Source organism: Haemophilus aegyptius, assembly GCF_900475885.1.
Taxonomy (GTDB): domain Bacteria; phylum Pseudomonadota; class Gammaproteobacteria; order Enterobacterales; family Pasteurellaceae; genus Haemophilus; species Haemophilus influenzae.
Map to the genome: position 1 here is coordinate 336,506 of NZ_LS483429.1, position 22,191 is coordinate 358,696.

General features: G+C 39.0%; 23 protein-coding genes and 2 pseudogenes. 16 read left to right on the forward strand and 9 right to left on the reverse strand.

Going from position 1 to position 22,191, the window contains the following annotated elements; all coding sequences use genetic code 11:
- Positions 1-34: 34 nt before the first annotated feature.
- On the forward strand, positions 35-883 hold the full coding sequence (folD, locus tag DQN49_RS01760; protein WP_006995375.1) for a bifunctional methylenetetrahydrofolate dehydrogenase/methenyltetrahydrofolate cyclohydrolase FolD: 849 nt from the start codon (positions 35-37) through the stop codon (positions 881-883).
- Positions 884-1,020: 137 nt separating this feature from the next.
- On the opposite strand, the gene DQN49_RS01765 is transcribed toward folD, so the two are convergent.
- From DQN49_RS01765 to DQN49_RS01785, 5 genes are all read right to left on the reverse strand, one after another.
- On the reverse strand, positions 1,021-2,406 hold the full coding sequence (locus tag DQN49_RS01765) for a DASS family sodium-coupled anion symporter (protein WP_006995374.1): 1,386 nt from the start codon (positions 2,404-2,406) through the stop codon (positions 1,021-1,023).
- 138 nt (positions 2,407-2,544) lie between these two features.
- A complete protein-coding gene (locus DQN49_RS01770; protein WP_006995373.1) occupies positions 2,545-3,360 on the reverse strand; it encodes a shikimate 5-dehydrogenase in 816 nt (271 codons plus the stop codon).
- A gap of 9 nt (positions 3,361-3,369) precedes the next feature.
- On the reverse strand, positions 3,370-4,173 hold the full coding sequence (cysE, locus tag DQN49_RS01775; protein ID WP_005694542.1) for a serine O-acetyltransferase: 804 nt from the start codon (positions 4,171-4,173) through the stop codon (positions 3,370-3,372).
- Between the two features lie 16 nt (positions 4,174-4,189).
- Positions 4,190-5,197, reverse strand: coding sequence for an NAD(P)H-dependent glycerol-3-phosphate dehydrogenase (gene gpsA / locus DQN49_RS01780; protein ID WP_006995372.1), 1,008 nt, complete (start codon positions 5,195-5,197; stop codon positions 4,190-4,192).
- Positions 5,198-5,270: 73 nt separating this feature from the next.
- Positions 5,271-7,802: a class I adenylate cyclase gene (locus DQN49_RS01785; protein ID WP_006995371.1), complete on the reverse strand. Its 2,532-nt coding sequence runs from the start codon at positions 7,800-7,802 to the stop codon at positions 5,271-5,273.
- A 304-nt stretch (positions 7,803-8,106) separates the two neighbouring features.
- Here DQN49_RS01785 and DQN49_RS01790 point away from each other — a divergent pair, with 304 nt between their 5' ends.
- Both DQN49_RS01790 and DQN49_RS01795 read left to right on the forward strand, forming a co-directional pair.
- A complete protein-coding gene (locus DQN49_RS01790; RefSeq protein WP_006995370.1) occupies positions 8,107-9,318 on the forward strand; it encodes a uroporphyrinogen-III C-methyltransferase in 1,212 nt (403 codons plus the stop codon).
- 10 nt (positions 9,319-9,328) lie between these two features.
- Positions 9,329-10,615, forward strand: coding sequence for a heme biosynthesis protein HemY (locus DQN49_RS01795; protein WP_006995369.1), 1,287 nt, complete (start codon positions 9,329-9,331; stop codon positions 10,613-10,615).
- A 56-nt stretch (positions 10,616-10,671) separates the two neighbouring features.
- On the opposite strand, the pseudogene psiE reads toward DQN49_RS01795, so the two are convergent.
- The 3 genes and pseudogenes from psiE to DQN49_RS01810 form a co-directional block, all read right to left on the reverse strand.
- Positions 10,672-11,051: pseudogene (gene psiE / locus DQN49_RS01800) on the reverse strand (phosphate-starvation-inducible protein PsiE).
- 838 nt (positions 11,052-11,889) lie between these two features.
- Positions 11,890-12,900 (reverse strand): phage portal protein, encoded by a 1,011-nt coding sequence (locus tag DQN49_RS01805; RefSeq protein WP_006995367.1) that lies wholly within the window; start codon positions 12,898-12,900, stop codon positions 11,890-11,892.
- 9 nt (positions 12,901-12,909) lie between these two features.
- Positions 12,910-14,688: pseudogene (locus DQN49_RS01810) on the reverse strand (terminase large subunit domain-containing protein).
- 424 nt (positions 14,689-15,112) lie between these two features.
- Here DQN49_RS01810 and DQN49_RS01820 point away from each other — a divergent pair.
- The 13 genes from DQN49_RS01820 (at position 15,113) to DQN49_RS01880 (ending at position 21,875) form a co-directional block, all read left to right on the forward strand.
- Positions 15,113-15,757 (forward strand): phage repressor protein, encoded by a 645-nt coding sequence (locus DQN49_RS01820; protein ID WP_006995363.1) that lies wholly within the window; start codon positions 15,113-15,115, stop codon positions 15,755-15,757.
- A 177-nt stretch (positions 15,758-15,934) separates the two neighbouring features.
- The gene (locus DQN49_RS01825) at positions 15,935-16,750 is read left to right on the forward strand and encodes a GPO family capsid scaffolding protein (protein ID WP_006995362.1); all 816 of its coding nucleotides are present in this window, start codon (positions 15,935-15,937) and stop codon (positions 16,748-16,750) included.
- A gap of 21 nt (positions 16,751-16,771) precedes the next feature.
- Positions 16,772-17,821, forward strand: a complete 1,050-nt coding sequence (locus DQN49_RS01830; protein WP_006995361.1) for a phage major capsid protein, P2 family — start codon at positions 16,772-16,774, stop codon at positions 17,819-17,821.
- 11 nt (positions 17,822-17,832) lie between these two features.
- Entirely contained in the window at positions 17,833-18,483 is a 651-nt protein-coding gene (locus DQN49_RS01835) for a phage terminase small subunit (RefSeq protein ID WP_006995360.1), read from the forward strand.
- A gap of 292 nt (positions 18,484-18,775) precedes the next feature.
- Complete coding sequence (locus DQN49_RS01840; RefSeq protein WP_006995358.1) at positions 18,776-19,282, forward strand: head completion/stabilization protein; 507 nt, start codon at positions 18,776-18,778, stop codon at positions 19,280-19,282.
- Positions 19,282-19,491 (forward strand): tail protein X, encoded by a 210-nt coding sequence (locus tag DQN49_RS01845; RefSeq protein ID WP_005668467.1) that lies wholly within the window; start codon positions 19,282-19,284, stop codon positions 19,489-19,491. The genes DQN49_RS01840 and DQN49_RS01845 overlap by 1 nt, the downstream gene beginning before the upstream one ends.
- Before the next feature lies 1 nt (position 19,492).
- Positions 19,493-19,714, forward strand: a complete 222-nt coding sequence (locus DQN49_RS01850) for a phage holin (RefSeq protein ID WP_006995357.1) — start codon at positions 19,493-19,495, stop codon at positions 19,712-19,714.
- The gene (locus tag DQN49_RS01855; RefSeq protein ID WP_005653059.1) at positions 19,707-20,225 is read left to right on the forward strand and encodes a lysozyme; all 519 of its coding nucleotides are present in this window, start codon (positions 19,707-19,709) and stop codon (positions 20,223-20,225) included. Before DQN49_RS01850 ends, DQN49_RS01855 begins: the two co-directional genes overlap by 8 nt.
- Positions 20,210-20,560 carry a hypothetical protein gene (locus DQN49_RS01860; RefSeq protein ID WP_006995356.1) on the forward strand — a complete coding sequence of 117 codons (351 nt, stop codon included), beginning with the start codon at positions 20,210-20,212 and terminating at the stop codon, positions 20,558-20,560. The genes DQN49_RS01855 and DQN49_RS01860 overlap by 16 nt, the downstream gene beginning before the upstream one ends.
- Positions 20,475-20,738, forward strand: coding sequence for an Rz1-like lysis system protein LysC (gene lysC / locus DQN49_RS10345; protein ID WP_005672206.1), 264 nt, complete (start codon positions 20,475-20,477; stop codon positions 20,736-20,738). Before DQN49_RS01860 ends, lysC begins: the two co-directional genes overlap by 86 nt.
- Positions 20,735-20,950 (forward strand): TraR/DksA family transcriptional regulator, encoded by a 216-nt coding sequence (locus DQN49_RS01870; protein ID WP_006995354.1) that lies wholly within the window; start codon positions 20,735-20,737, stop codon positions 20,948-20,950. The genes lysC and DQN49_RS01870 overlap by 4 nt, the downstream gene beginning before the upstream one ends.
- Positions 20,947-21,417: a phage tail protein gene (locus tag DQN49_RS01875; protein WP_006995353.1), complete on the forward strand. Its 471-nt coding sequence runs from the start codon at positions 20,947-20,949 to the stop codon at positions 21,415-21,417. The genes DQN49_RS01870 and DQN49_RS01875 overlap by 4 nt, the downstream gene beginning before the upstream one ends.
- A complete protein-coding gene (locus DQN49_RS01880) occupies positions 21,417-21,875 on the forward strand; it encodes a phage virion morphogenesis protein (RefSeq protein WP_006995352.1) in 459 nt (152 codons plus the stop codon). Before DQN49_RS01875 ends, DQN49_RS01880 begins: the two co-directional genes overlap by 1 nt.
- Here DQN49_RS01880 and DQN49_RS01885 read toward each other — a convergent pair.
- Positions 21,853-22,125 carry a hypothetical protein gene (locus DQN49_RS01885; protein WP_006995351.1) on the reverse strand — a complete coding sequence of 91 codons (273 nt, stop codon included), beginning with the start codon at positions 22,123-22,125 and terminating at the stop codon, positions 21,853-21,855. The genes DQN49_RS01880 and DQN49_RS01885 overlap by 23 nt on opposite strands.
- Positions 22,126-22,191 lie beyond the last annotated feature (66 nt).

Here is a 22,191-nt window from a genome sequence, read left to right on the forward strand (position 1 = left end):
TTCTTTTTCATCACATAATATCAAGGATAGCTCAATGGCCGCAAAAATCATCTCTGGTACTGAACTTTCAAAACAAATTAAAGCTAATTTAGCAGATAAAATAACCCATTATATTGAACAAGGAAAACGCGCTCCAGGACTTGCTGTAATCCTAGTTGGTGCTGATCCTGCTTCGCAAATTTATGTGGGCAATAAACGTAAAAGTTGCGAGGAAGTCGGTATTCTCTCTAAATCTTATGACCTCCCTGAAACAACCACGCAAAATGAATTATTAGCGATTATTGACCAACTTAACGCAGATAAAAATATTGACGGTATTTTGGTGCAACTCCCCTTGCCAAAACAAATTAATGCGGAAGCTATTATTGAACGTATCGATCCTAAAAAAGATGTAGATGGCTTTCATCCTTATAATGTTGGGCGGTTATGCCAACGTATTCCAACTTTACGTGCTTGTACACCTTATGGTGTGATGAAACTATTAGAAACAACGGGTATTGATTTACACGGCAAGCACGCAGTAATTGTAGGCGCATCCAATATTGTTGGCCGCCCAATGTCTTTAGAATTATTATTAGCAGGGGCAACCGTCACAGTAACACATAGATTCACTAAAAATTTGGAAAACCACGTTCGCCAAGCAGATATACTTGTCGTTGCGGTAGGTAAACCAAATTTAATTTCTGGCGATTGGATCAAAGAAAGTGCGGTAGTAATTGATGTTGGAATTAACCGAGTAGATGGAAAATTAGTAGGCGATATAGAGTTTGATAAAGCAGCCGAAAAAGCGGCTTACATTACACCAGTCCCTGGTGGCGTTGGGCCAATGACCGTTGCAATGTTGATGAGCAATACGCTTTATGCTTATGAACACAATAAATAGCTTTGTATAGAACGGTTATGAAAAATGGGTTAAAGCTTCATTTGCTTTAACCCATTTATTTAAATGGCTTTATTGTACTTCTTACGTTTAAATTTATGATCTTCAATCATCATTTATTAAAAGTAAACAATTCTATATTATTTAAGCCAGAACATATAACCCATAGTGGCAATAACTACAACACAGACTAAATTCAGTAAGAAACCAACTTTGACCATTTCACTTTGTTTTACTTGACCAGAGCCAAATACAATCGCATTTGGTGGTGTCGCTACTGGTAGCATAAAGGCACAGGATGCACCAATACCAATAATTAATGCTAAACCAATTTCTGGCATACCCAATGATTGAGCAATAGAAATAAAGATAGGTACAAGTAACGCCGCACTCGCTGTATTAGAAGTAAATTCAGTTAAGAAAATAATGAACGCCGCAACTAATAAACCAATAAGATAGAAATGTTGTCCATCAATCATAAAAACAATACTATCCGCTAAAATTTTACTTGCACCAGAATCCTTCAACACCGCACTTAATGTTAATCCACCACCGAAAAGCATTAATACGCCCCAATCGGCATTTGATTGAATTTGTTTCCAACTTGCAACGCCTGTTGAACAAATAAGAATTGCCGCCAATAAGGCTACGATACTATCAAAACTTGCAATGTTTTTTTGTAATCCTAGTAATCCTGAAATAAACGGATTAATTTTACCGCTAAATATCCACGTTAAAGCAATGACTGAAAAAATAATAAACGTCAATATACGCATAGGATTCATTTCAATATTTTCAAAGGTCTGTTCAAAATTGAGATGAAGTTTTGGTTTGAAAATAATATAAAGAATCCCAATCATCAACGGCAACAAAATAATCATTATTGGTAAGCCATACCATAACCAATCAGAAAAAGTTAAATTTAAATTACTTGCTACAATTGCATTTGGTGGGCTTCCTACAAGGGTTCCCATACCACCAATTGATGCACTATAAGCAATCCCTAACAGCACAAACACATAGGTATTATGATCTTTTTTGCGATCAAGCTGGCTTAAAATACCCATGGCGAGGGGTAACATCATAGCTGCAGTTGCCGTGTTACTCATCCACATAGAAAGAAAGGCTGTAATCAAAAAGAGATAAATAACTGCGATAAATAAATTACCGCGTGCTAGTGCCATAATCTTATTGGCAATCAATTTATCAAGTTTTTGAATATGCAATGCCGTCGCCAAGGAAAAGCCACCAAAAAATAAAAATATTGTCGGATCAGCAAAACCAACTAAAGCTTGTTTGGTGCTAACTAATCCTAATGCCACAGCCAAAAGTGGAACTAATAATGCAGTAATAGTAACGTGTAATGCTTCACTTAACCAAAGCACTGCGATAAAAGCTAATAATGCCAAACCAGAATTAGCTTTTGGTTCAAAAGGTAATACATTTAATAACACAAAAAACAGCACAATATCTAAAATAAAAATAATGCCATTTTTATGACTTTTTAAAGATGCCATCTCACCCATAAAGTTCCTCCGTTAAGGCTATCACTTAAATAGGGTTCAATGTTAAATGAATGTTATAAAGATGCAACGAGCAATATTCAGAAATGTGATCGAGAGCAACAAATTTTAATAAAAAACACAATGTACCATATCTTTATTTCAAAATTTTGTTCGAGCAAACGCCGCAGCTTCAGCGATGAATTCATCGCTTGGGCGTTGATGCGTATAAAGTTCAAATTGTTCTACAGCCTGAAGTACAATCACTTCTGCACCAGAAATAGTTTGTTTTCCTCGTGCTTGAGCATAACGAATAAAGGGCGTTTCAACAGGCATAGCCACTACATCAAACGCGACACTAGCATTATCAATGAACGCTTTTGGAAAGGCTAAATCCATTTCTTCCTTGCCCCCTTTCATGCCGATTGGCGTAACATTGACTAAAATATCTGCCTGTTGGTTTTCTAAAGAATTGATGTATGCGTAGCCATAAAGTGCGGCGAGATATTGACCTGTTTTTACGTTGCGTGCGTAAATTTTTAATTTCTCAAAACCTGAATTTTTAAAGGCAGCCACAACGGCTTTTGCCATACCACCACTGCCATGAACAATGACTTTAGCATTTTTATTTAAGTGATATTTTTCAATTAATTTTACGATGGCAATGTAATCAGTGTTATATGCTCGCAAAAAGCCATCATCGTTCACGATGGTATTTACGGATTCAATAGCTTGTGCTGACGGATGAATTTCATCTAAAAATGGCATACAAGTTTCTTTGAATGGCATTGAAACAGCACAACCACGGATGCCTAATGCGCGAACGCCTTTGATGGCGTGCTCAATATCTTGCGTGGTGAATGCTTTATAAATGAAATTCAATCCTAGCTTGTCGTACAAATAATTGTGAAAGGTAGTACCGAAATTACTCGGACGACCTGATAAAGACATGCAGAGTTGGGTATCTTTGTTGATCATGGTGTCTCCTTATATATTTAAATTCATTCCATCATCAATGCCGATAAAATATTGGTTCATATCAAAAGCAGGTTTTGCTGCTTTATCTTGACTTACAATACGAGCAGGCACGCCAGCCGCTGTGGCATATTCCGGCACAGGGTTAAGCACAACAGAGTTTGCCCCAATTTTGGCGTATTTACCTACTTCAATATTACCGAGAATTTTTGCACCCGCCCCAATCATAACACCCTCGCGTACTTTGGGATGACGATCGCCTGATTCTTTTCCCGTACCGCCAAGCGTTACCCCTTGCAAAATTGAAACATCATTTTCGATTACAGATGTTTCACCCACAACAATACCTGTTGCATGGTCGAACATGATTCCGTGGCCAATTTTCGCCGCTGGGTGAATATCTACATCGAAAGCTACTGAAATTTGGTTTTGTAAATAAAGGGCAAGGGATTTACGATTTTGATTCCATAAATAATGGGTAATTCGATAACTTTGAATCGCATGGAAACCTTTTAAATAAAGCAATGGAGTAGACCATAACTCCACAGCAGGGTCTCGGTGGCGGACAGCTTGGATATCGCAAGCAGCGCAATCAATAATCGAAGGATTAGATTGATAGGCTTCCTCGATAATTTCACGGAGAGAAATAGCTGGCATAATAGGATTGGCTAATTTATTCGCCAATAAATAACTTAGTGCACCGCCCAGATTTTGATGTTTTAAAATCGTAGAATGAAAAAAACTGGCAAGCATAGGTTCGTTTTCGGCAAGTTCTTTAGCTTCTTGGCGAATATGTTGCCACACATCTAATGTCATAATTTCTCCTTTTATTTTATTCGCCTTTACATGCTCGCCCCAAAAGGCTGATGGCTACATCTTGTGCGCTTTTGCCACAAAACAGCATTTGATAAATTTGTTCTGTAATCGGCATTTCCACACCTTGTCTTTGTGCAAGCAAATAGGCTTCTTTTGTATTATAAAAACCTTCTACGACTTGCCCGATATTTTCCATAGCCATTTGGGCATCTAATCCTTTACCTAGCATTAATCCAAAACGTCGATTGCGCGATTGATTATCGGTGCAAGTTAGCACTAAATCGCCCAATCCAGACATTCCCATAAATGTATTGGTATTTGCACCGAGCGAGATACCTAAGCGGGTAATTTCTGCAATACCTCGAGTAATCAGTGCTGTGCGAGCATTTGCACCAAATCCCATACCGTCTGAAATACCCGCACCAATTGCGATCACATTTTTAATTGCTCCACCAAGTTGAACGCCAGTCATATCCGAATTTATATAAACTCGGAAACCTTTACTACAATGAATACGAGACTGAAATTCCCGTGCGAATTGCTCGTTATTGGCAGCAAGCGTAATAGCTGATGGTAGACCTTGCGCTAATTCTTTTGCAAAAGTTGGGCCAGAAAGTACAGCTAGTGGATATTGCGTTCCGAGTTGTTCTTCAACTACGGTTTGTAGTAAACGCCCTGTGTTACGTTCCAGACCTTTTGTTGCCCAAATTAATCGGTGATGGGCTTTTAAGTGCGGTTTAATTTTTATAAGAATTTCACCGAAAGCATGGCTTGGCACCACGATTAAAATATCTTGAGAATATTCCATTGCTTGTGCAAGATTACTTTCTAAATGAAGATCCTCAGGAAAGATGACATCCGGCAAAAAACGATAATTTTGTCGTTCTGTCTGCATTTGTGCGATATGGACGGGATTGTGCCCCCATAAGTGAGTGGGAGAACCATTGCGAGAAAAGGTAATTGCCAGCGCAGTTCCATAAGATCCCGCACCTAGCACAGTGATTGGTGTTTGCGAAGTTATCATATCTACAATTTATCTAGTAAAAGAGGAAATAAGTATAGATATCTTTCGGTAACCTATCAACCACAGGAAAATATTACTTATTCATTTGGCGGAATTTAAACGGCACGATGGATATGCCATTTTTTCCATTTTGTAGTTGATAAAATTGAGGGTAGTTAAAATTATGTTGAACGATATTGTAAGGATTTTTATCGCCTTCCTGTTTGGCGTTTTGATAAAGTTGATTAATCTCCCGCACTTTTTCATCTTTTTCACCATCGCAGTGGCGATAGATTTCGAGATGATTAGATTCATCTAAAATATAAACATTGAAGCTGTGATCAGAATTATCTTCAAAAAAGAATTGTAGGAATCCTTCACTTGCGAAGGCATCCATTTCTGGTGGATAGCGACGACTTTCTTGGTTTGTCTCGCCATCTTCAATTGGGGTTTGTAAAACTTCGTCAAAATCCACCGCACTTTCAGCTTCATTACAGACCGATTCATTTCCGATTTCTTGTAAGCTAATCCCTCGATCTTCAAAAAATAATTGCCAGTTTTTACCCGCTACGCGTAAACGTGACGTTTGGCAAGGTTGTTTAATATCGCCGACTTGGATGCTAACGCATCGATTGACTAATCCCATCACTAATTGACGTAAATCTTGGCGATAACGTTCACTATAACAATAGACTTGGATGGAATCTGGGCGATTAACGCCACGATAAATTTTGTTAGAAAGTACTTTTAGCGCAAGCAAAATGGCATTTTGCCCTTCAAAATGGAGCGTTCGGATTTCGTTCCATACGTTACGATAAGTAAAATCGATACTGCCCACAAGGCTTTGCTCAAGCGATCCAAAACTAAATAAATCTCGCGATGAAATACCCGTTAATACTTCTTCTATTTTGGATGTTGGATCGGTGGTGAGATTTATGGCAATAAACAAGCTACGAATTTCACATTGATTCAATAAATCGCTATTTTTAGGTTGTTTGGCAATGGTGCTTGGAAAAGACTGACGTAAGTTAGTGACAAAGCGTTGTAATGTGCTTAAAGTCACATTCTTGCTAAAAATTGACAATTTGGTTTTTTCTGTGAGTAAATGATTGAAATAAGCCCAAGAAACTAATTTATTCAGGCTTTCTCCGTATTCGATTACCCGTTCTTTGGAGAACATAATATGGTGTATTGGTTGATTGATAAGGTACCAACCATCTTTAAAATGTTTATTGCCACGAACTTCCACAAAAGTCAGGTGTGCTTCTGATAAATTGTGAGATATCTGTGTGTTGAGTAAGGACACTTTGCCGGGAAGTTCTTCAAAAGCAGTATAAAGTTTACGAGAAAGAATGTTGATATCTTGTGGCACGACGCTCGAGTGAATGTGATGCTTTCGAGCAAATTCCACTAAATTACGATAACTCAACATTAAAAATTTCATTATGTTATCGTGGTTTTCTTTTACTGCCTTAATTTTCCAAAATGGACGCTTATTGAGATGTTTTACCGTTTCTGCAGACCATCCCCATTCTTGCGCAAGTATTTCCATATAACGAATACGCCAATTATTGGCTTGGTAACGCGCAAAATCTTCCGTTGCTTTCACATAGAAACAACGGTGCACAAAATCCAAACGTTTAAATTCAGAAAGTGCGGTTAAATATTGGGTTACTTTTGCAAGAATGGCAATGTAAGGATCAAAATGGTGATCAGGATTGGTATTGCCTGAAAGTAAATCTTGCTTAAAAGTGCGGGCAATTAAGCAAGTGTTTGGGTATTCCTTGGAATAGGCTTCCAACAACAAAATTTTGAGCACAGATTTATAAGGTGAATCAATCCCTTTATAAAGATGCCATAAACTGGCCCCGAAATATTCGTTTGCAGAAAATTGTCCTAAACCGCCGAAATCCACCCAATCATTTGGATCAATTTCCCCTTCCGTAATTAAACGCGCCACCTCTTTTTCATAGTCTTTTTCATTTTCCACCCATAAATGCAACCAAAGTAGAGGTTTACCAGCCAAACGTACGGCGGAGCGATAGAACTCATCAAGCAATAACATATATTGCGCAGAGCCGCTATTTTCAATAGTTAGTGGATCAGCATAATGTTCATTGCGGAAACGTTGTTGATCCATCAAATAAAAATTAATTTCCACATTAAATTGCATTGCCCATTCACTAATCCGCTTGGCTTTTTGAGTAAGAAGTGTATATTCATCTGGACTCAAGCCATCACGGACACAAATCCAAGTATCAAGATCTGAAGAAGAGGTTTGACTTATTGAGCCAAAGCTACCCATTAAATAAACGCCTAGAATTGGTGGTAAAACTTCGTGAAAATTTACCGCACTTTTGAGTGTTGATGGCTTATGATCGGCATAGTGAATACCGTATTCATTGGTGAGCCATTTTTTTTGATAATCAGAAGCAAGGAAATTCGCAATGCCAGATGGGGCGTGAATAACATAGCTGGGAAGTTGCGGATGGTTTAGGTGTAGAAGTAAAGGTGCAATCGCTAAAACGTGTTGGAATGCATCGCCTGAACCTTGTAATGCACGATCAAAACGGCGTTGATCCAAGGCACTAACCCATTGTTTTGCTTGTGCTAGATTACATTCCACGTGGTGTCCCTACCAGAACAACAAAAATTGGCGAACAATTTACCACTTAGGGAGTATAAATGCAAAAAAATGTGACATAAATCACAATTTTTTAAAATATATTATAAGTTTTACCTATCAACAATCAAAATGACTTTTTTACCTAAGAGTGGTAGGATAGCACCTAATTTTATTGCGTAAATAGCTTAATTCTGCCGATATAAAAATCTATATTTTCTATTATTAGTGGATAGCTTGATATTTTTCTTATCAACGCAAAGTATTATAAAATACCTTACTCAATATCACTTATTAAGGAATTGATATGGCAAAAGAGCAACCTAACGATCTCACTGAACAACTTACAGATACGCCAAAAACAGCTGTTGAACAAACTGAAACAATGCAGTCTGTTCCGCAAACTATTGTAAAAAAAACGGGTACAGCATTGAGTTTATTAGCAATACTTATTGCGCTAGGTATTGGTGGAGCTGGATACTATTTTGGTCAGCAGCAAATGGCTAAAATTCAACAGAAATTAACCGCACTTGAAAATCAAACGGGAGCAAATCTTTCCTCGAATAACACCAATAACAATAAACGACTTACACAATTAGAACAGAGTTTAAAAACTGCACAAGAAAATATAGCTCAACTGGAACAATTAATTGTAAGCAAAACAGGGGAAATAACATCCTTACAAACTCAAATGAAACAAGTAAGTCAGCTTGCCATCGCACAACAACCAAGCGATTGGTTATTTTCCGAAGCTGATTTTTTACTAAATAATGCCCTGCGTAAACTTGTTTTAGATAACGATGTTGATACAGCGGTTTCTTTATTAAAATTAGCTGATGAAACCCTCGTCAAGGTTAATAATTCACAAGCAAATGAAATTCGTAGTGCAATCAATCAAGATTTAAAACAACTTCTTTCGCTTTCAAGTGTGGATCAAAATGCGATAATGCAAAAACTGTCACAGCTTGCAAACACAGTCGATGAATTACAGGCTTTGAATGTAAATTTTGATGAAACATCTAAAAATAATGATAAATTATCCAACAACATTACTGACTGGCAACAAAATATTGAAAAAAGCGCAACCTCTTTCCTAAATCATTTTATTCGTATTTCGCCAAAACAAAATTCAAATAAAAAAGAATTACTTGCACCAAATCAAGATATTTATCTTCGTGAGAACATTCGTCTACGTTTACAGCTTGCGATTATGGCAGTTCCTCGTCAGCAAAATGAACTTTATAAACAATCTCTAGAAGCTGTTTCTTCTTGGGTTCGTAGCTATTTTGATACAAACGCTGAAGTAACACAAAATTTCTTAAAATTAGTAGATGGATTGACTGATACTTCTATTTATGTAGATGTACCAGAGCAATTAAAAAGTTTAACATTACTTGACAAATATCTTAATCGTACAGCTTTAGATGTACAAAAAGTGGAAATTGAAGCAGACAAGGCGATTGATACAATGCCTAAAGTAGAAGTTGTTAAACCAACACAATCTGAATCACAACAATAAGGATAAGTCTATGTTTAGAGTGCTTTTTTTAATGCTGACATTGCTTGTAGGACTTGTAGCAGGGCCTTATATTTCTGGTCAGCAAGGTTATGTGCGCATTGAGACAGCAAATCGTATTATAGAAATGTCCATCACTACCTTAGTGATTTTTTTCATTATTTCTTTAGCAATAATTTATGCTTTTGAATGGGGCATCACTCGTTTCTTTCGTTTAAGTCGTAGCTCTTATCAATGGTTTTCTAATCGCAAACGTGTAAAAGCGCAAAAACAAACCCTTGAAGGCTTGGTAAAAATGGATGAAGGGGATTACGCTAAAGCAGAAAAATTAATTGGCAAAAATGCTAAACATTCTGCTGAACCTGTACTAAATCTCATCAAAGCAGCAGAAGCCGCTCAACAACGTGGCGACGAATTTAGTGCAAATCGCTATTTAATTGAAGCAACAGAATTAGCCGGCTCTGATAATTTGCTCGTGGAAATTGCCCGTACTCGCATTTTATTGCAACAAAACAAGTTACCTGCAGCGCGCAGTTCTGTAGATAGCTTATTAGAAATGGCTCGTCGCAATAAAGAAGTATTAAAACTCGCGGTAGAAATTTATCTTCGCTCTAAAGCCTATCAAGCTCTAGATAAGATTTTAGACAATGTTGCGAATAGCGGTTTATTCAATGATGAAGAATTCAAAGATCTTCGCTCTAAAACCGAAAATGGTTTACTCGACGAGAAAATGAACGAAGAAGGAATTGATGGCTTACTAACTTGGTGGAATCAGCAACCTCGTCATCGCCGTAACAATATTGAACTTAAAATTAGCCTTATTCAACGTTTAATTGACTGTAATGATCATGAATCAGCTACTGAATTGACATTTGAAATACTGAAAAAACTCGGTGACAATACAGCAATCAGTTTACCTCTTTGTACTCAAATTACACGTTTACAACCAGAAGATAACAGTAAACTTCTCAAGCTAATAGAAAAACGTGCAAAACGTGTGGATGAAAAACAAAAATGCTGTATCAATCGTGCTTTGGGTTATTTATATGTTCGTAACAATGAATTTATTAAAGCAGCAGATGTATTCAAAAACGTGATCGCTTGCCCTGAACAATTAGAACAAAATGATTTGATGATGGCATCTTATGTATTTGAACAAGCGGGCGATAAAGCATTAGCTGAACAAGTTCGCCAAGAGAGTTTGAAATCAGTGATGGCAATTCAGGATGTCATTCCAGAAAGTGCGGAAGAAAAAACAGAAGAAAATTCAACCGCACTTTTAGAAAGCAAATCTGAGTAGCTCAACTAAAAAGACAAAACGCACTTCAAATGAAGTGCGTTTTTTTGAATCTAAAACTATATATTTTTCAGTTTATTAGAATATAACACCAAACAGAGTGCGATCACCATAATCAAAATTGCTCCTGCAACCACCGAGCTTTCATGATTAACAATGATTAAACGCAACATCGCAGTGATCCCAGCATAAATAAAATAGCGTAAAGGGAAGTGATATCCGCTTTTAAAATACTGCACAATCAAACCAATAAACCCGAAATATAAGAAAAACATTACTGCTTGTTCAGCAACATCATAAGGTACACAGACGAAGTGTTAAGCACCATCATAGGTAAAGTATAAGTTATTTTTACAAGGGCAATAATAAGCACAATCGCTAGCACAATCAACGCTGTACAAAGCACAATTTTCAATACATCAGTAATGATTCGTGGCAATTTTTCTAATTCTGGGACTCTTCCATTTTTATTCCTTACAACAAAATTAAGACTCGTATACTAATGTAAAATTATAAAACTGATCAAAATTATTTAAAAATAATGTTCAAAAAACTATTACTTATAATATTAAACAAAATTAATTATTAGAAATTATTATATTCCTACACATTTAAATGCGATCACATAATAAAGTTTATGAATAAATGTCACATTTACACTACAAGAATAGGATGATTTCTCACAAGAAAATTTTTACAATATAGTAAATTATTGAAAATGAAAGGTTTTTTATGGCAGGGGCGGAGAGGCTCGAACTCCCAACACCCGGTTTTGGAGTTATGCAAACTGTGAATAGTTGATAGCCATTAAGAAAATAAATAACAAATAATTCTATCAGTTATCCAATCAATCAAAACTGCAACACTTTTAATATACCATAAAAAAAATCGCACTCCACGCCACACTGACGACACATCTAGACACATAACTTTTTTTGCTTACCAAAAGATCTGATTTTTCACTTTTCTGCGTTTGTTTGCGTTAAAAGATCTGAAATACAGGATCTGAAAGGCGCTATTACTGAAAAGGCTTTGCAAAGGATCTAAAATTGCGTTGAAATCGACATCTTTAGTGTGCGGGCGTGGCGAGGGTTTGACTGCGATTTTTCATGCGTACAATTGGGCGAAAAATCGGGCTGAAATAAGGATTTAAGATTTGTCATATTGATTGATTTGATATAATACACTGGGGCAGTGCTAATACTATACAGGACAAAAACAGCTCTTTTAGCAATAAAAAACCCGCATTTCTGCGGGCTGTTTATTTTTGAAAGGATCTAATTTAGCAATTTGTAATCGGAGAATGTGATCACTTCTTCCCCTACCCAACTATTAATCTCTTTCAATCGTTCTTGCAATGGGATTATCTCATTGATAAAAAACACTCGCGTTGCTTTTTCTACATCACCAAAACCGCCTGTATTATTAGGCACAATTCCCATTAGTTGCGGTGGTACACGATGGGCCGCTAACACATCATCACGGCTTGCGTTCTTAATGTTTAAGAAATCATCTTTGGCGATAGCATCAGACAATGGAATAACTTGCATCCCATCTTTCTTCCCATTTGGAATATACACAAATAAATTTTTAAAGTTGCCAGTCCCTTTGGTTTGTCTGATTTGAGTTTTGATTGCTTCAATATCGTCTTGGTTCTGTGTTGGGTCGGTCATGTAAATAATCGAACCCGCGTGCGCGCCATTCAGATAATATTTACGGCGGAACAATGTGGCACTTTCATTTAAAAAAGCAGATTGAAGTGCGGCCAAATATTCTGGCACGCCATAAATCTCTTGATTCACATCGGGATTAATTAAGTTAAAGACAGAACCTTTTTTAAATTCATATTCATCAAATCCATTCACAATCTGGTAAAACACGCCAGCTTCAACACCGACACGCATATATTTAGCAAGAGGAGATTTTAACGAGACAACCTTTCCAAACGAATTTACAGTTTTCTCAACATAAGCATTACCAAATACTAAGTAATCTTGCACCAGTTTTTCTAATTGGGTACGAGGTAAAAGTGCTGTTGTTTTGCACGTTGAAAGTAAAATGTTTTTCTTCACCGTGATCGCACTGTTATGATGGGCTGAGGCATTTAAGGCTTTAGCCAAGTAACTTAAATTAATTGGCGGATTGTAATATTTCTCATACATCACCACGCTTTCGAAATAATTCAGTACTTCTGCACGGTCAATCACTGGAATAGGCTCTCCAAAGCTGAACGCCTGTGCTTGATTTCCAGTAGAAAGTGCGGTGGATTTTTTTGTGTTTTTGCTCATTGGGTTATCCTATTCAAAGGTAAATATTGTTGATTTGTTGCTTGATACATCGCCGCCTAAACCATAAGGCACATTTAAAATGCAGTTCATAATTGCCCATGATAAATCGCCGTGGCTTGCATCTTCCGAACGGTCCGAAACATAAGTAATTTTTCCTGTGCCAGTAATGCGTTTTTTCACCGTCATAAAACTACTCACGATGTCATTGTCCCCACTATCAAATTTCAGGCGACGTTTCTGAATTAAGTTTTGTGTTTTTAACACCATTTCATTTTTAAGATCGGCGTTATACTCTAGGCCCTGCACCATTGGATAAAATTTTCTCACTTCCTGGTAAACACCCGATCCCATACCCGTTTTATCAATCACGATGCGAGTGACATTGTAATCATCACAAAACTGCTTAATGCGGCTTGCTTGTGTTTCGTAATCCATACCGTGAAAAGTTTGTTTATGTAAAACGCGATAATCTCCCCCTTCCACTTTCGGCGGTGCAACAATCACTAATGCTGCACGGTCGCCAGTAAAAGCAGGGTCATAACCTAACCACACTTCACGATTGCCGAATGGGCGTTGATAAAATGGCTTGTAATCGTGCCATTCTTCCAAACTATCCACCTAGCAAAGTTGCAAGTCGGAAAACTTGAAAGCAGAACTGTTATCATCGGCAAATTGACACAAAAACAATTGTTCAAATTCTTCTTTGCTGTTTTCTGCGATTAGGTCGTCAATGTTGAATAGATTACACCCACCTTCCATTGCATCATAAATACTCACAATCTGCTTCCATTGACGGTCGGCACAAAGTTTTCCGCTCTTTAAGTTTTCGTGAGAAATATCGATTTCGATTTTTTCTGATTTCGCACGATTACGATTAAACGCCTTGCCTGAAAAGAACGCATAAGCAGGGTGGGCAATTGTGGTCGGCGTGGAAAAATAGGTTTGGCGATACATCTTTTGAGCCGCCATACCCGATGCCACTTTTCGCATCACATCAAATTTAGGCACCCAAAACACTTCATCGAAATACAAATTGCCGTGGTAGGATTGAGCTGTAGCGGAGTTCGTGCCAAGGAAAGTCAATTCTGCCCCATTTGGCAGTTTGATGGTTTCGCCTTTTAAATCCACGTCCGCTGTTTGCTTGGCGTAATTCACAATATACGAGCGAAACTGCAAAGCCTGTTTTTTACTGGCAGATAAGAAAATTTGATTGTGCCCCGTCGTCAAAGCATCAATAAAGGCTTCATGGGCAAAATAGTAAGTCGCACCGATTTGTCGGCTTTTCAAAATATTTCTGATGCGGTGTTCTTTCGCCTTGTGCCAAATGCGTTGATAATTAAACATCCCATCAAGAAAGCCATTAATCAGCAATTCTTCTTGCTCTTGGCTAATAGCATTGGGTTCGGCTTTCTTGCGGTCGCCCTTGTTGCGGTTCGCCAGTTTCGGGTTTAAATCTACTTCGTTACCATCACCAAAAGAATACTTTTTCACTCTCGCCATTCTTTCCATTTGGCGACCGAGCAAATCAATTTCTTTGTAATCTGAACCGCTCTTTTCTTCTTTTGCGATGAGCAAATTCAATCTTTTTTCAAGGGCTAATTCCACCCGACCGACAGGCGCAATATCATCCCACTTTTCTCTGTATTTCCAACTGGCGATCGTTGAGGCAGGAATATTTAACTGGCGTGAAATTTCCGAGATTTTATAACCACTGAAATACATTACTTGCGCCTGACGTTTGGTATCAGCGGTGCTTTCTGGTGAGATATTATTTAATTCTTCCACTATAAAAATCTTGTATTGTGTGTGCTTGTATATGATTTATCGTGATTAAGACGACAAGGAGCGACTATGTTATTCACTATCGGCATTGAAACCCCAGCAAACGAAAAAGACCGCAGCCACTTTTTAGCAGTTGCTTCGCAAAAAGAGTTACGGCAATAATTTCCCCCTACGCTTGACAAGCCCCGCTCTCAAGCGTAGGATGCTGCTTACAGGGTCTCAAAAGCCCTTACAAACAACGGTCATTCACCCCGTCAGCGTGATTTTTTTGTACCCGCAAAAAGTGCGGTCAAAAACAACAATTTTTTATCAATGGTCGAGAGTGTGAGGAATACAACACCGAAAGGGAATAACTCCGCTCGATTGTTTGCGAGTTTTGAGCTCTCGACCGCCCGATGATTTTCGGGTTTTCCATCAAAAGGAACAAACAATGACAACACAAATTCAATTCTCTACATTCAATTTCAAAAATTTTCCTGTTCGCACGATTACTGATCCAAATTCTGAAATTTGGTTTTGTGGTACAGATGTATGCGATATTCTTGGCTACTCCAATGCACCAGATGCCCTGAGAAAACACTGCAAACCAAAGGGTATCGCGAAACGCTATACCCCTACAGTAGGAGGGGAACAAGAGATGATTTTCATTAGTGAACCAAATCTCTATCGATTAACAGTTAAATCTCGCAAGCCTGAAGCGGAACCATTCGAGGAGTGGATCTTTGAAGAAGTCCTCCCGCAAATCCGCAAAACAGGAAAATATGAAATAAGCCAACCTGCCTTGCCTATGCCTGAACCCACTTATGCGCAATCTTTTTCCCAACAAGACATTAACAACCTGGTATGGTTATTGTTTTCCCACGAAAGAATGCGTTTCTTATTGGAAAATCTATATAAGCCGTTGGCATTATTCAATTCGCCTTTTGCTCCGCAAGTATATGGTAACGTCACCGAATACAAACGAGTTCATAAAATCGCCAAACCGCTAATTAAAAAACTGCTAGATAAACTCCAATCAGATAACCCTGAAAAATGGCGTCATCTCACACGCTATCTCAATAATGAAATTTGCTAATTCTCAACCGCACTTAGGTGCGGTTTTTTCTTGCCTGTCATCATAGAAATTCAACGTGCGGTCGTCTTTTAGGGCGTTTTGTGAAAGGGAAGACAACAACGGCAAGCCGTGGCAACGCCTTGAAAACTCTTTCAGAATGAGCGCAATGATTAAACTCATCGAAAGGATAGAAAGCCAATGGCAAAAAAATCTAAATGGGTGGTTGTGGCGACAGAAGGTGCAACCACAGACGGACGCACTATTCAGCGCAACTGGATTTCAGAAATGGCAGAAAGCTATGACCCGAAAAATACCTACGGTGCACGAATCAATTTAGACCACATTAAATTTTCTCTCTATATGCCAGAAATGGCGAACTCGCACTGCTTCGGCGATGTGTTAGCTGTAAAAACAGAAGAACGCGAAGACGGCAAATTACAACTTTTAGCTCAATTACAACCAACTGATGCACTCATTGCCTTAAACAAAGAAGGGCAAAAAGTTTACACCTCCGTTGAAATTGACACCAATTTTGCCGACACAGGCAAAGCCTATTTAGTTGGGTTAGCCGTCACAGACAATCCAGCGAGTTTAGGCACGGAAATGTTAAATTTCTCGCACAATGGCTTAAATGCCCGCAAGTTAAAGGCGGACAACATTTTCACAGCTGCCGTTGAAACTGAATTGGAATTTGTTGAAGAAGCAGAAAAAAGCCCATCTGTATTGGAAAAAATCAAAGCGTTATTTGCGAAAAAAGAAAAATCAGATGATGAACGCTTTTCAGACCAATCCAGCGCCATTGAGCTTTTAGCCGAGCAAACCAAAGAAACCTTGGAAAAATTAGCCGCACTTTCTGACGATTTAGCCAAACAAAAAGACGAAATCGAAGAAATGAAAGCAGGTAATGCAGAAATCCAAGCAACCTTTGCAGAACTTCAAAAGCCTGTAGAACCCGAAAATCCTCGCCCTTTAGTTTACGGTGAACAACCTGAAACTGACGGCCGCTTCTTTTAATTTATCTTAGGAAAAAACCAAATGAATAAATTTACCAAACAAAAATTTAATGCTTACCTTGCTGGTGTTGCACAAGATAACGGTGAAGATGTGGCATTCGTTGCGAATGGCGGTCAGTTTACCGTTGAGCCAACTATCCAACAAAAATTAGAAAATGCCGTGCTTGAAAGTTCTGATTTCTTAAAACGCATCAATGTCGTGATGGTGCAAGAAATGAAAGGTTCTGCATTGCGTTTAGGTGTGCTTTCACCAGTGGCAAGTCGCACCGACACCAACACAAAAGCACGTGAAACCACAGACATTCACAGCTTGCAAGAAAACACCTATTCTTGCGAACAAACCAACTTTGACACACATTTAAATTATCCAACCTTAGATAGTTGGGCGAAATTCCCTGATTTTTCCGCACGTGTGGGCAAACTCAAAGCAGAACGCATTGCATTAGACCGTATCATGATCGGTTGGAATGGCACAAGCGCAGCCGCAACCACAAACCGCACTGAACATCCATTATTGCAAGATGTGAATAAGGGTTGGTTAGTCCAAATCGAAGATAAAGCCAAAGCCCGTGTGTTAAAAGAAATTGAAAAAAGTAGTGGCAAAATCGAAATCGGCGCAGGTAAAACCTATAAAAATCTTGATGCCCTTGTCTTTGCATTAAAAGAAGATTTCATTCCAGCACAATACCGTGACGATACAAAACTGGTTGCAATTATGGGTAGCGACTTATTAGCCGATAAATATTTCCCATTAATCAACCAAGAAAAACCAAGCGAAATTTTGGCAGGGGATACCGTCATTAGCCAAAAACGTGTGGGCGGGTTACAAGCCGTATCTGTTCCATTCTTCCCGAAAGGCACAGTGTTAGTCACATCGCTTGATAACTTGTCAATCTACGTGCAGGAAGGAAAAGTGCGTCGTCACTTAAAAGATGTGCCTGAACGCAATCGTGTGGAAGATTATTTATCGTCAAACGAAGCCTATGTTGTGGAAAACTACGAGGCAGTCGCCATGGCGAAAAATATCACCATTCTTGAAGCACCTGCGCCTATTCCGCCAGTGGCAGCATAGCGGAATCAATTATGCGCCCAACTAAACGCCACTTTCTAGAAGTTTCTGCCGCTATCGCTAATGCGGCAGAAACCGAAGATCTAAGCGACTTTACAGAATATGAAAAAATGTGCCGTATTCTTGCGAGACATCGAAAGGATTTGAAAAACATCCAATCAACGGAACGCAAAGGCGCATTTAAAAAGCAAATTTTGCCTGACTATCTACCATGGATTGAAGGGGCGTTATCGGTCGGAAGTGGTAAACAAGATAATGTCTTGATGACATGGTGCGTGTGGGCGATTGACTGTGGCGAATATCATCTCGCCTTACAAATTGCCGATTATGCCGTATTTCATGATTTACGCTTGCCCGAGCCATTCACTCGAACACTTGGCACCTTGTTGGCAGAAGAATTTGCCGACCAAGCCAAAGCCGCACAAGCTGACAATAAACCGTTCGAAGTGGCTTACTTAGAGCAAGTTCAACGCATCACCGCTGATTGCGATATGCCAGATGAAAGCCGTGCGCGATTATTGCGTGAATTGGGTTTGTTATTGGTTGATAAGCACCCTGAACAAGCACTGGCATATTTAGAACGTGCTTTGGGTTTAGATCAGAAAATTGGCGTGAAAGGCGACATCAAGAAACTAAAAAAACAATTATCAGCGACTGAATGTTGATGTTGTTTTAATGCCCCGTCTAAATCGCCTGACCAACTTGGCATTTTTAGGAAAATTTTTCTTGTTTGAGCGTAGCGAGTTAAAAATTTTCCGTTAAGAAAATGACAACAAAGGGCAGAAAAGCGATTTAATCGGGTGTGTTCTTTGGTTCTTTCTTGCACAAGCAAGAAAGAATATAAACCGAGCAAACCACGCAGCCGTCGGGCGGATTAAAAGTGCGGTCAAATTCTGACGGATTTATTAGCCGTGCTTAATTTAATCCTCACCCGACTTTTTTTATAAGGGTAAATCAATGAGCGACGGTGCAATATCAGTCAAACTAGCCCCCGATTATGAAATGGGCGAAGTGCAGCAACAGTTAAATGATTACGATACGTCAGATGACATTATCAGTAATGACGGTTTCTTCCCCGATATGTCACTTTCCCAATTTCGTAATCAATACCGTGCAGACGGCACCATTACCACACAACGTTTACAAGATGCCTTGATTGAGGGCATGGCAAGTGTCAATGCCGAACTCTCCACGTTTAAAACGCAAAGCAAACGCGGCAGTTTAGAACAAATCACCGCCCCATCAATCAATGGCGAAAGCGTGCTGATTTATCGTTATAAACGTGCGGTAAGTTGCTTGGCACTGGCAAACCTTTATGAACGCTATGCAAGCTATGACAGCACTAACGATGGCGAAAAGAAAATGGCGCAACTCAAAGACAGCATTGATGAATTACGTCGTGATGCTCGCTTTGCGATTAGCGACATATTGGGCCGAAAACGCGTCGATGCGGAGTTAATCTAATGCAAGTTTACGCACAACAAAATGACAATTTAGATGCCATTCTTTATCGACATTTTGGGCGTAGTGAAGGCTTGCTCGAAATAACATGCGAACTCAATCCGCATTTAATGGATAAGCCCATTATTCCCATTGGTACCCCAGTCATATTGCCAGATGCCGATACAGAAAAAATCAGTGTAGCAAATGACACAATTCAACTTTGGAGCTGATATGCACGACGCACCATCAAAAGCATCTTACACATCAGGAATATTCGCCTTCTTAATTGGACGCATTGCCGATATGTTCGCAAATGTAAATTGGGCTGATGTCGCATCGATTACAGGTATTGTGATTGGTGTCGCCACCTTTCTTGTAAATTGGTATTACAAGAAAAAAGATTTTGAATTAAAAGAAAAAGAACTCAAACAACGGATCCATCATCATGATTAAACGTTCCGCCAAATACCTCTGTGCCATATCCGCTGTTGTTGGACTTGTGATTGCCACTCATGGAAATGAAATTCGAACATCCGAAAAAGGCTTGTTACTGATTGGCAATGCAGAAGGTTGTATGAAAAAGCCCTATCAATGCCCTGCCGATGTTTTAACAGTCGGCATAGGCATAACCGATGCCGTTGAAAAAATTGACCGCAATAAAATTTACACCTTGCAAGAAATTGCCGAATTATACGTAAAAGGCATTAAACAATCAGAAAAATGCGTTAATCAATATGCCAACGGTCAAACCATGCCACAAGGTGCATTTGATGCCTTAGTTTCCATCACCTTTAACGTAGGATGCGGCAAATTAAAAAATAGCTCACTTTTTAAAATGGCACGCCAAGGCTACAGCAAAGCCATGTGCGGTCAATTCGAACGTTGGATTTATGCAGCAGGAAAACCGCTAAAAGGATTAATTGAACGCCGTCAAAAGGAGAAAAACCTATGTTTAATTTCTTAACCGCCAAAGAACGAGGCATTTTACTTATCGGGCCAATACTGCTTGTACTCCTCATTGTTTTTCTGGGATTTAAGGCTAATTATTGGCGAAAAGAAATGATAAAAGAAGAACAGCTAAAACTGAAATGGCAAAACGCTTACATTGAGTTAAATCATAGCGTTCAAAATTTTGCCGAACAGCAAGCACAGCTTATTCAAGCCGTAAACAACCTCAAAGCAAACCAAAATCAACAAACACAGGATTTAAAAAATGTACTTAAATCAAACCAAGATTGGGCTGACCGCCCTTTGCCTGATGATGTTAAACGCGTGCTCAACTCAGCAGGAAGTCATTAAATCGCCAATTCTTTGTCCACAAACCACAGAGTGCAGTGCGTATTCGCCACAAATTCGCACCAATGGCGAATTAGCCGAAGCCTATTTACAGACACAACACCACCTTGATTTGTGCATTATCGAGAACTCAAGTTTAAAAAAATGCATGGATGAATTTAATAAAAAGGAACAGCCATGACAGATCAATTCGACCAAGCACAACAGCTTGAAGAAATGCAACGTGAAATCGCCCTCAAAAAACACCGCACTTTTAAAGCAGTAAGTCGCCTTTATTGTGAAGATTGTGATGCCCCTATCCCCGAAAAGCGCAGACAAATGATTCAAGGCGTAACACGTTGCGTGACTTGCCAACAAAGATTTGAAATGCAACAACGGAATTTTAGAAAATGAAAAAACCAAACCAACTGCGCAAAATCCTTGAGCAAAGCCATCCCGATTTTGTAAAAAATCCCGACCATCTACAACTTTATGTGGACGGTGGGCAAATCGTCGCAACGGGTGCCGCATCATTTAGTTTTGAATATCGTTACACACTCAATGTCGTGGTGACTGATTATGCAGGCGATATTGCCACCTTGATTGTGCCAATGATGGCTTATCTCCGCACAAATCAACCTGAAATATTAGAAAATCCACAAATTCGAGAGAATGCGTTTAAATTCCAAGTGGATTACAACAATAACAACACCGCAGATATTAGTTTCGAAATCCAACTCACTGAACGTGTCGTGTCGAAAAAAGACGGGAATAACGTGCAGATCCATTACGCAAAAGAACCCGTATGGGATGAACCTAACCGAGTAAAAGTCTATTTGGAAAACAGGGATTCGCCAATTTTTGAGGGGGATATCGTCTAATGGCAACAGTAGAAGAAGTTCAGGCAAAATTGACCGCACTTATTGCCAATCTTTCTCCACAGGCTCGCAGACAGCTTGGGCGAAAAATCGGGCAAGCCTTACGAAAAAGCCAATCGAACCGAATTGCACGCCAACAAAATCCCGACGGTTCAGCCTTTGAACCGAGAAAACCACGTAAAGAATTTGGCAAAAAGAAAGGACGAATCAAACGCAAAGCCATGTTCGCCAAACTCCGCACCGCCCGTCATTTAAAAGTGCGGTCAAATGGTAACGAAGTTTCAGTGGGGTTTAATGGCTCAAGTGCCGCCATTGCTGCAGTGCATCAATACGGTTTAAGCACTAGCCCATCTAAAAATAAAGATTTCAAAGTGCAATATGCCCAGCGTGAATTGCTGGGTTTTTCGGAAAGTGACGTGGATTTGATTGAAAATTTAATTATTGAGCAATTAAGTCTTTAGATTGTGATTTTAATTTGATGTGCTTGCGAATAATGTGAATCCAATAGCAATACACTGCAAGTGCTGCAACACCAAGGAAAAAGTTGATTTCAGCAAGCCAAAGCACCGACCCCATCATCAACATATAAAGAAACAGAACAGGCGCGGCAATAATGCCAGAAACTAACCAAGGCAATGCAATCAAACCGAAACCGACAGCGAGCCCAAGCACACCAAAAGCGAAGATGAGCAGAAAAAGAATTGTGATCATATAGCCCCCCTTTGTTTTAGTGCATTATTTAATCTTTCTTTCTGAAAAGTCAAGAAAAAGTGAGAA

Coding starts and splice junctions, on each gene's coding strand:
- folD (WP_006995375.1), top strand. CDS start 35: ATGGCCGCAAAAATCATCTCTGGTACTGAACTTTCAAAACAAATTAAA.
- DQN49_RS01765 (WP_006995374.1), bottom strand. CDS start 2,406: ATGGGTGAGATGGCATCTTTAAAAAGTCATAAAAATGGCATTATTTTT.
- DQN49_RS01770 (WP_006995373.1), bottom strand. CDS start 3,360: ATGATCAACAAAGATACCCAACTCTGCATGTCTTTATCAGGTCGTCCG.
- cysE (WP_005694542.1), bottom strand. CDS start 4,173: ATGACATTAGATGTGTGGCAACATATTCGCCAAGAAGCTAAAGAACTT.
- gpsA (WP_006995372.1), bottom strand. CDS start 5,197: ATGATAACTTCGCAAACACCAATCACTGTGCTAGGTGCGGGATCTTAT.
- DQN49_RS01790 (WP_006995370.1), top strand. CDS start 8,107: ATGGCAAAAGAGCAACCTAACGATCTCACTGAACAACTTACAGATACG.
- DQN49_RS01795 (WP_006995369.1), top strand. CDS start 9,329: ATGTTTAGAGTGCTTTTTTTAATGCTGACATTGCTTGTAGGACTTGTA.
- DQN49_RS01805 (WP_006995367.1), bottom strand. CDS start 12,900: ATGAGCAAAAACACAAAAAAATCCACCGCACTTTCTACTGGAAATCAA.
- DQN49_RS01820 (WP_006995363.1), top strand. CDS start 15,113: ATGACAACACAAATTCAATTCTCTACATTCAATTTCAAAAATTTTCCT.
- DQN49_RS01825 (WP_006995362.1), top strand. CDS start 15,935: ATGGCAAAAAAATCTAAATGGGTGGTTGTGGCGACAGAAGGTGCAACC.
- DQN49_RS01830 (WP_006995361.1), top strand. CDS start 16,772: ATGAATAAATTTACCAAACAAAAATTTAATGCTTACCTTGCTGGTGTT.
- DQN49_RS01835 (WP_006995360.1), top strand. CDS start 17,833: ATGCGCCCAACTAAACGCCACTTTCTAGAAGTTTCTGCCGCTATCGCT.
- DQN49_RS01840 (WP_006995358.1), top strand. CDS start 18,776: ATGAGCGACGGTGCAATATCAGTCAAACTAGCCCCCGATTATGAAATG.
- DQN49_RS01845 (WP_005668467.1), top strand. CDS start 19,282: ATGCAAGTTTACGCACAACAAAATGACAATTTAGATGCCATTCTTTAT.
- DQN49_RS01850 (WP_006995357.1), top strand. CDS start 19,493: ATGCACGACGCACCATCAAAAGCATCTTACACATCAGGAATATTCGCC.
- DQN49_RS01855 (WP_005653059.1), top strand. CDS start 19,707: ATGATTAAACGTTCCGCCAAATACCTCTGTGCCATATCCGCTGTTGTT.
- DQN49_RS01860 (WP_006995356.1), top strand. CDS start 20,210: ATGTTTAATTTCTTAACCGCCAAAGAACGAGGCATTTTACTTATCGGG.
- lysC (WP_005672206.1), top strand. CDS start 20,475: ATGTACTTAAATCAAACCAAGATTGGGCTGACCGCCCTTTGCCTGATG.
- DQN49_RS01870 (WP_006995354.1), top strand. CDS start 20,735: ATGACAGATCAATTCGACCAAGCACAACAGCTTGAAGAAATGCAACGT.
- DQN49_RS01875 (WP_006995353.1), top strand. CDS start 20,947: ATGAAAAAACCAAACCAACTGCGCAAAATCCTTGAGCAAAGCCATCCC.
- DQN49_RS01880 (WP_006995352.1), top strand. CDS start 21,417: ATGGCAACAGTAGAAGAAGTTCAGGCAAAATTGACCGCACTTATTGCC.
- DQN49_RS01885 (WP_006995351.1), bottom strand. CDS start 22,125: ATGATCACAATTCTTTTTCTGCTCATCTTCGCTTTTGGTGTGCTTGGG.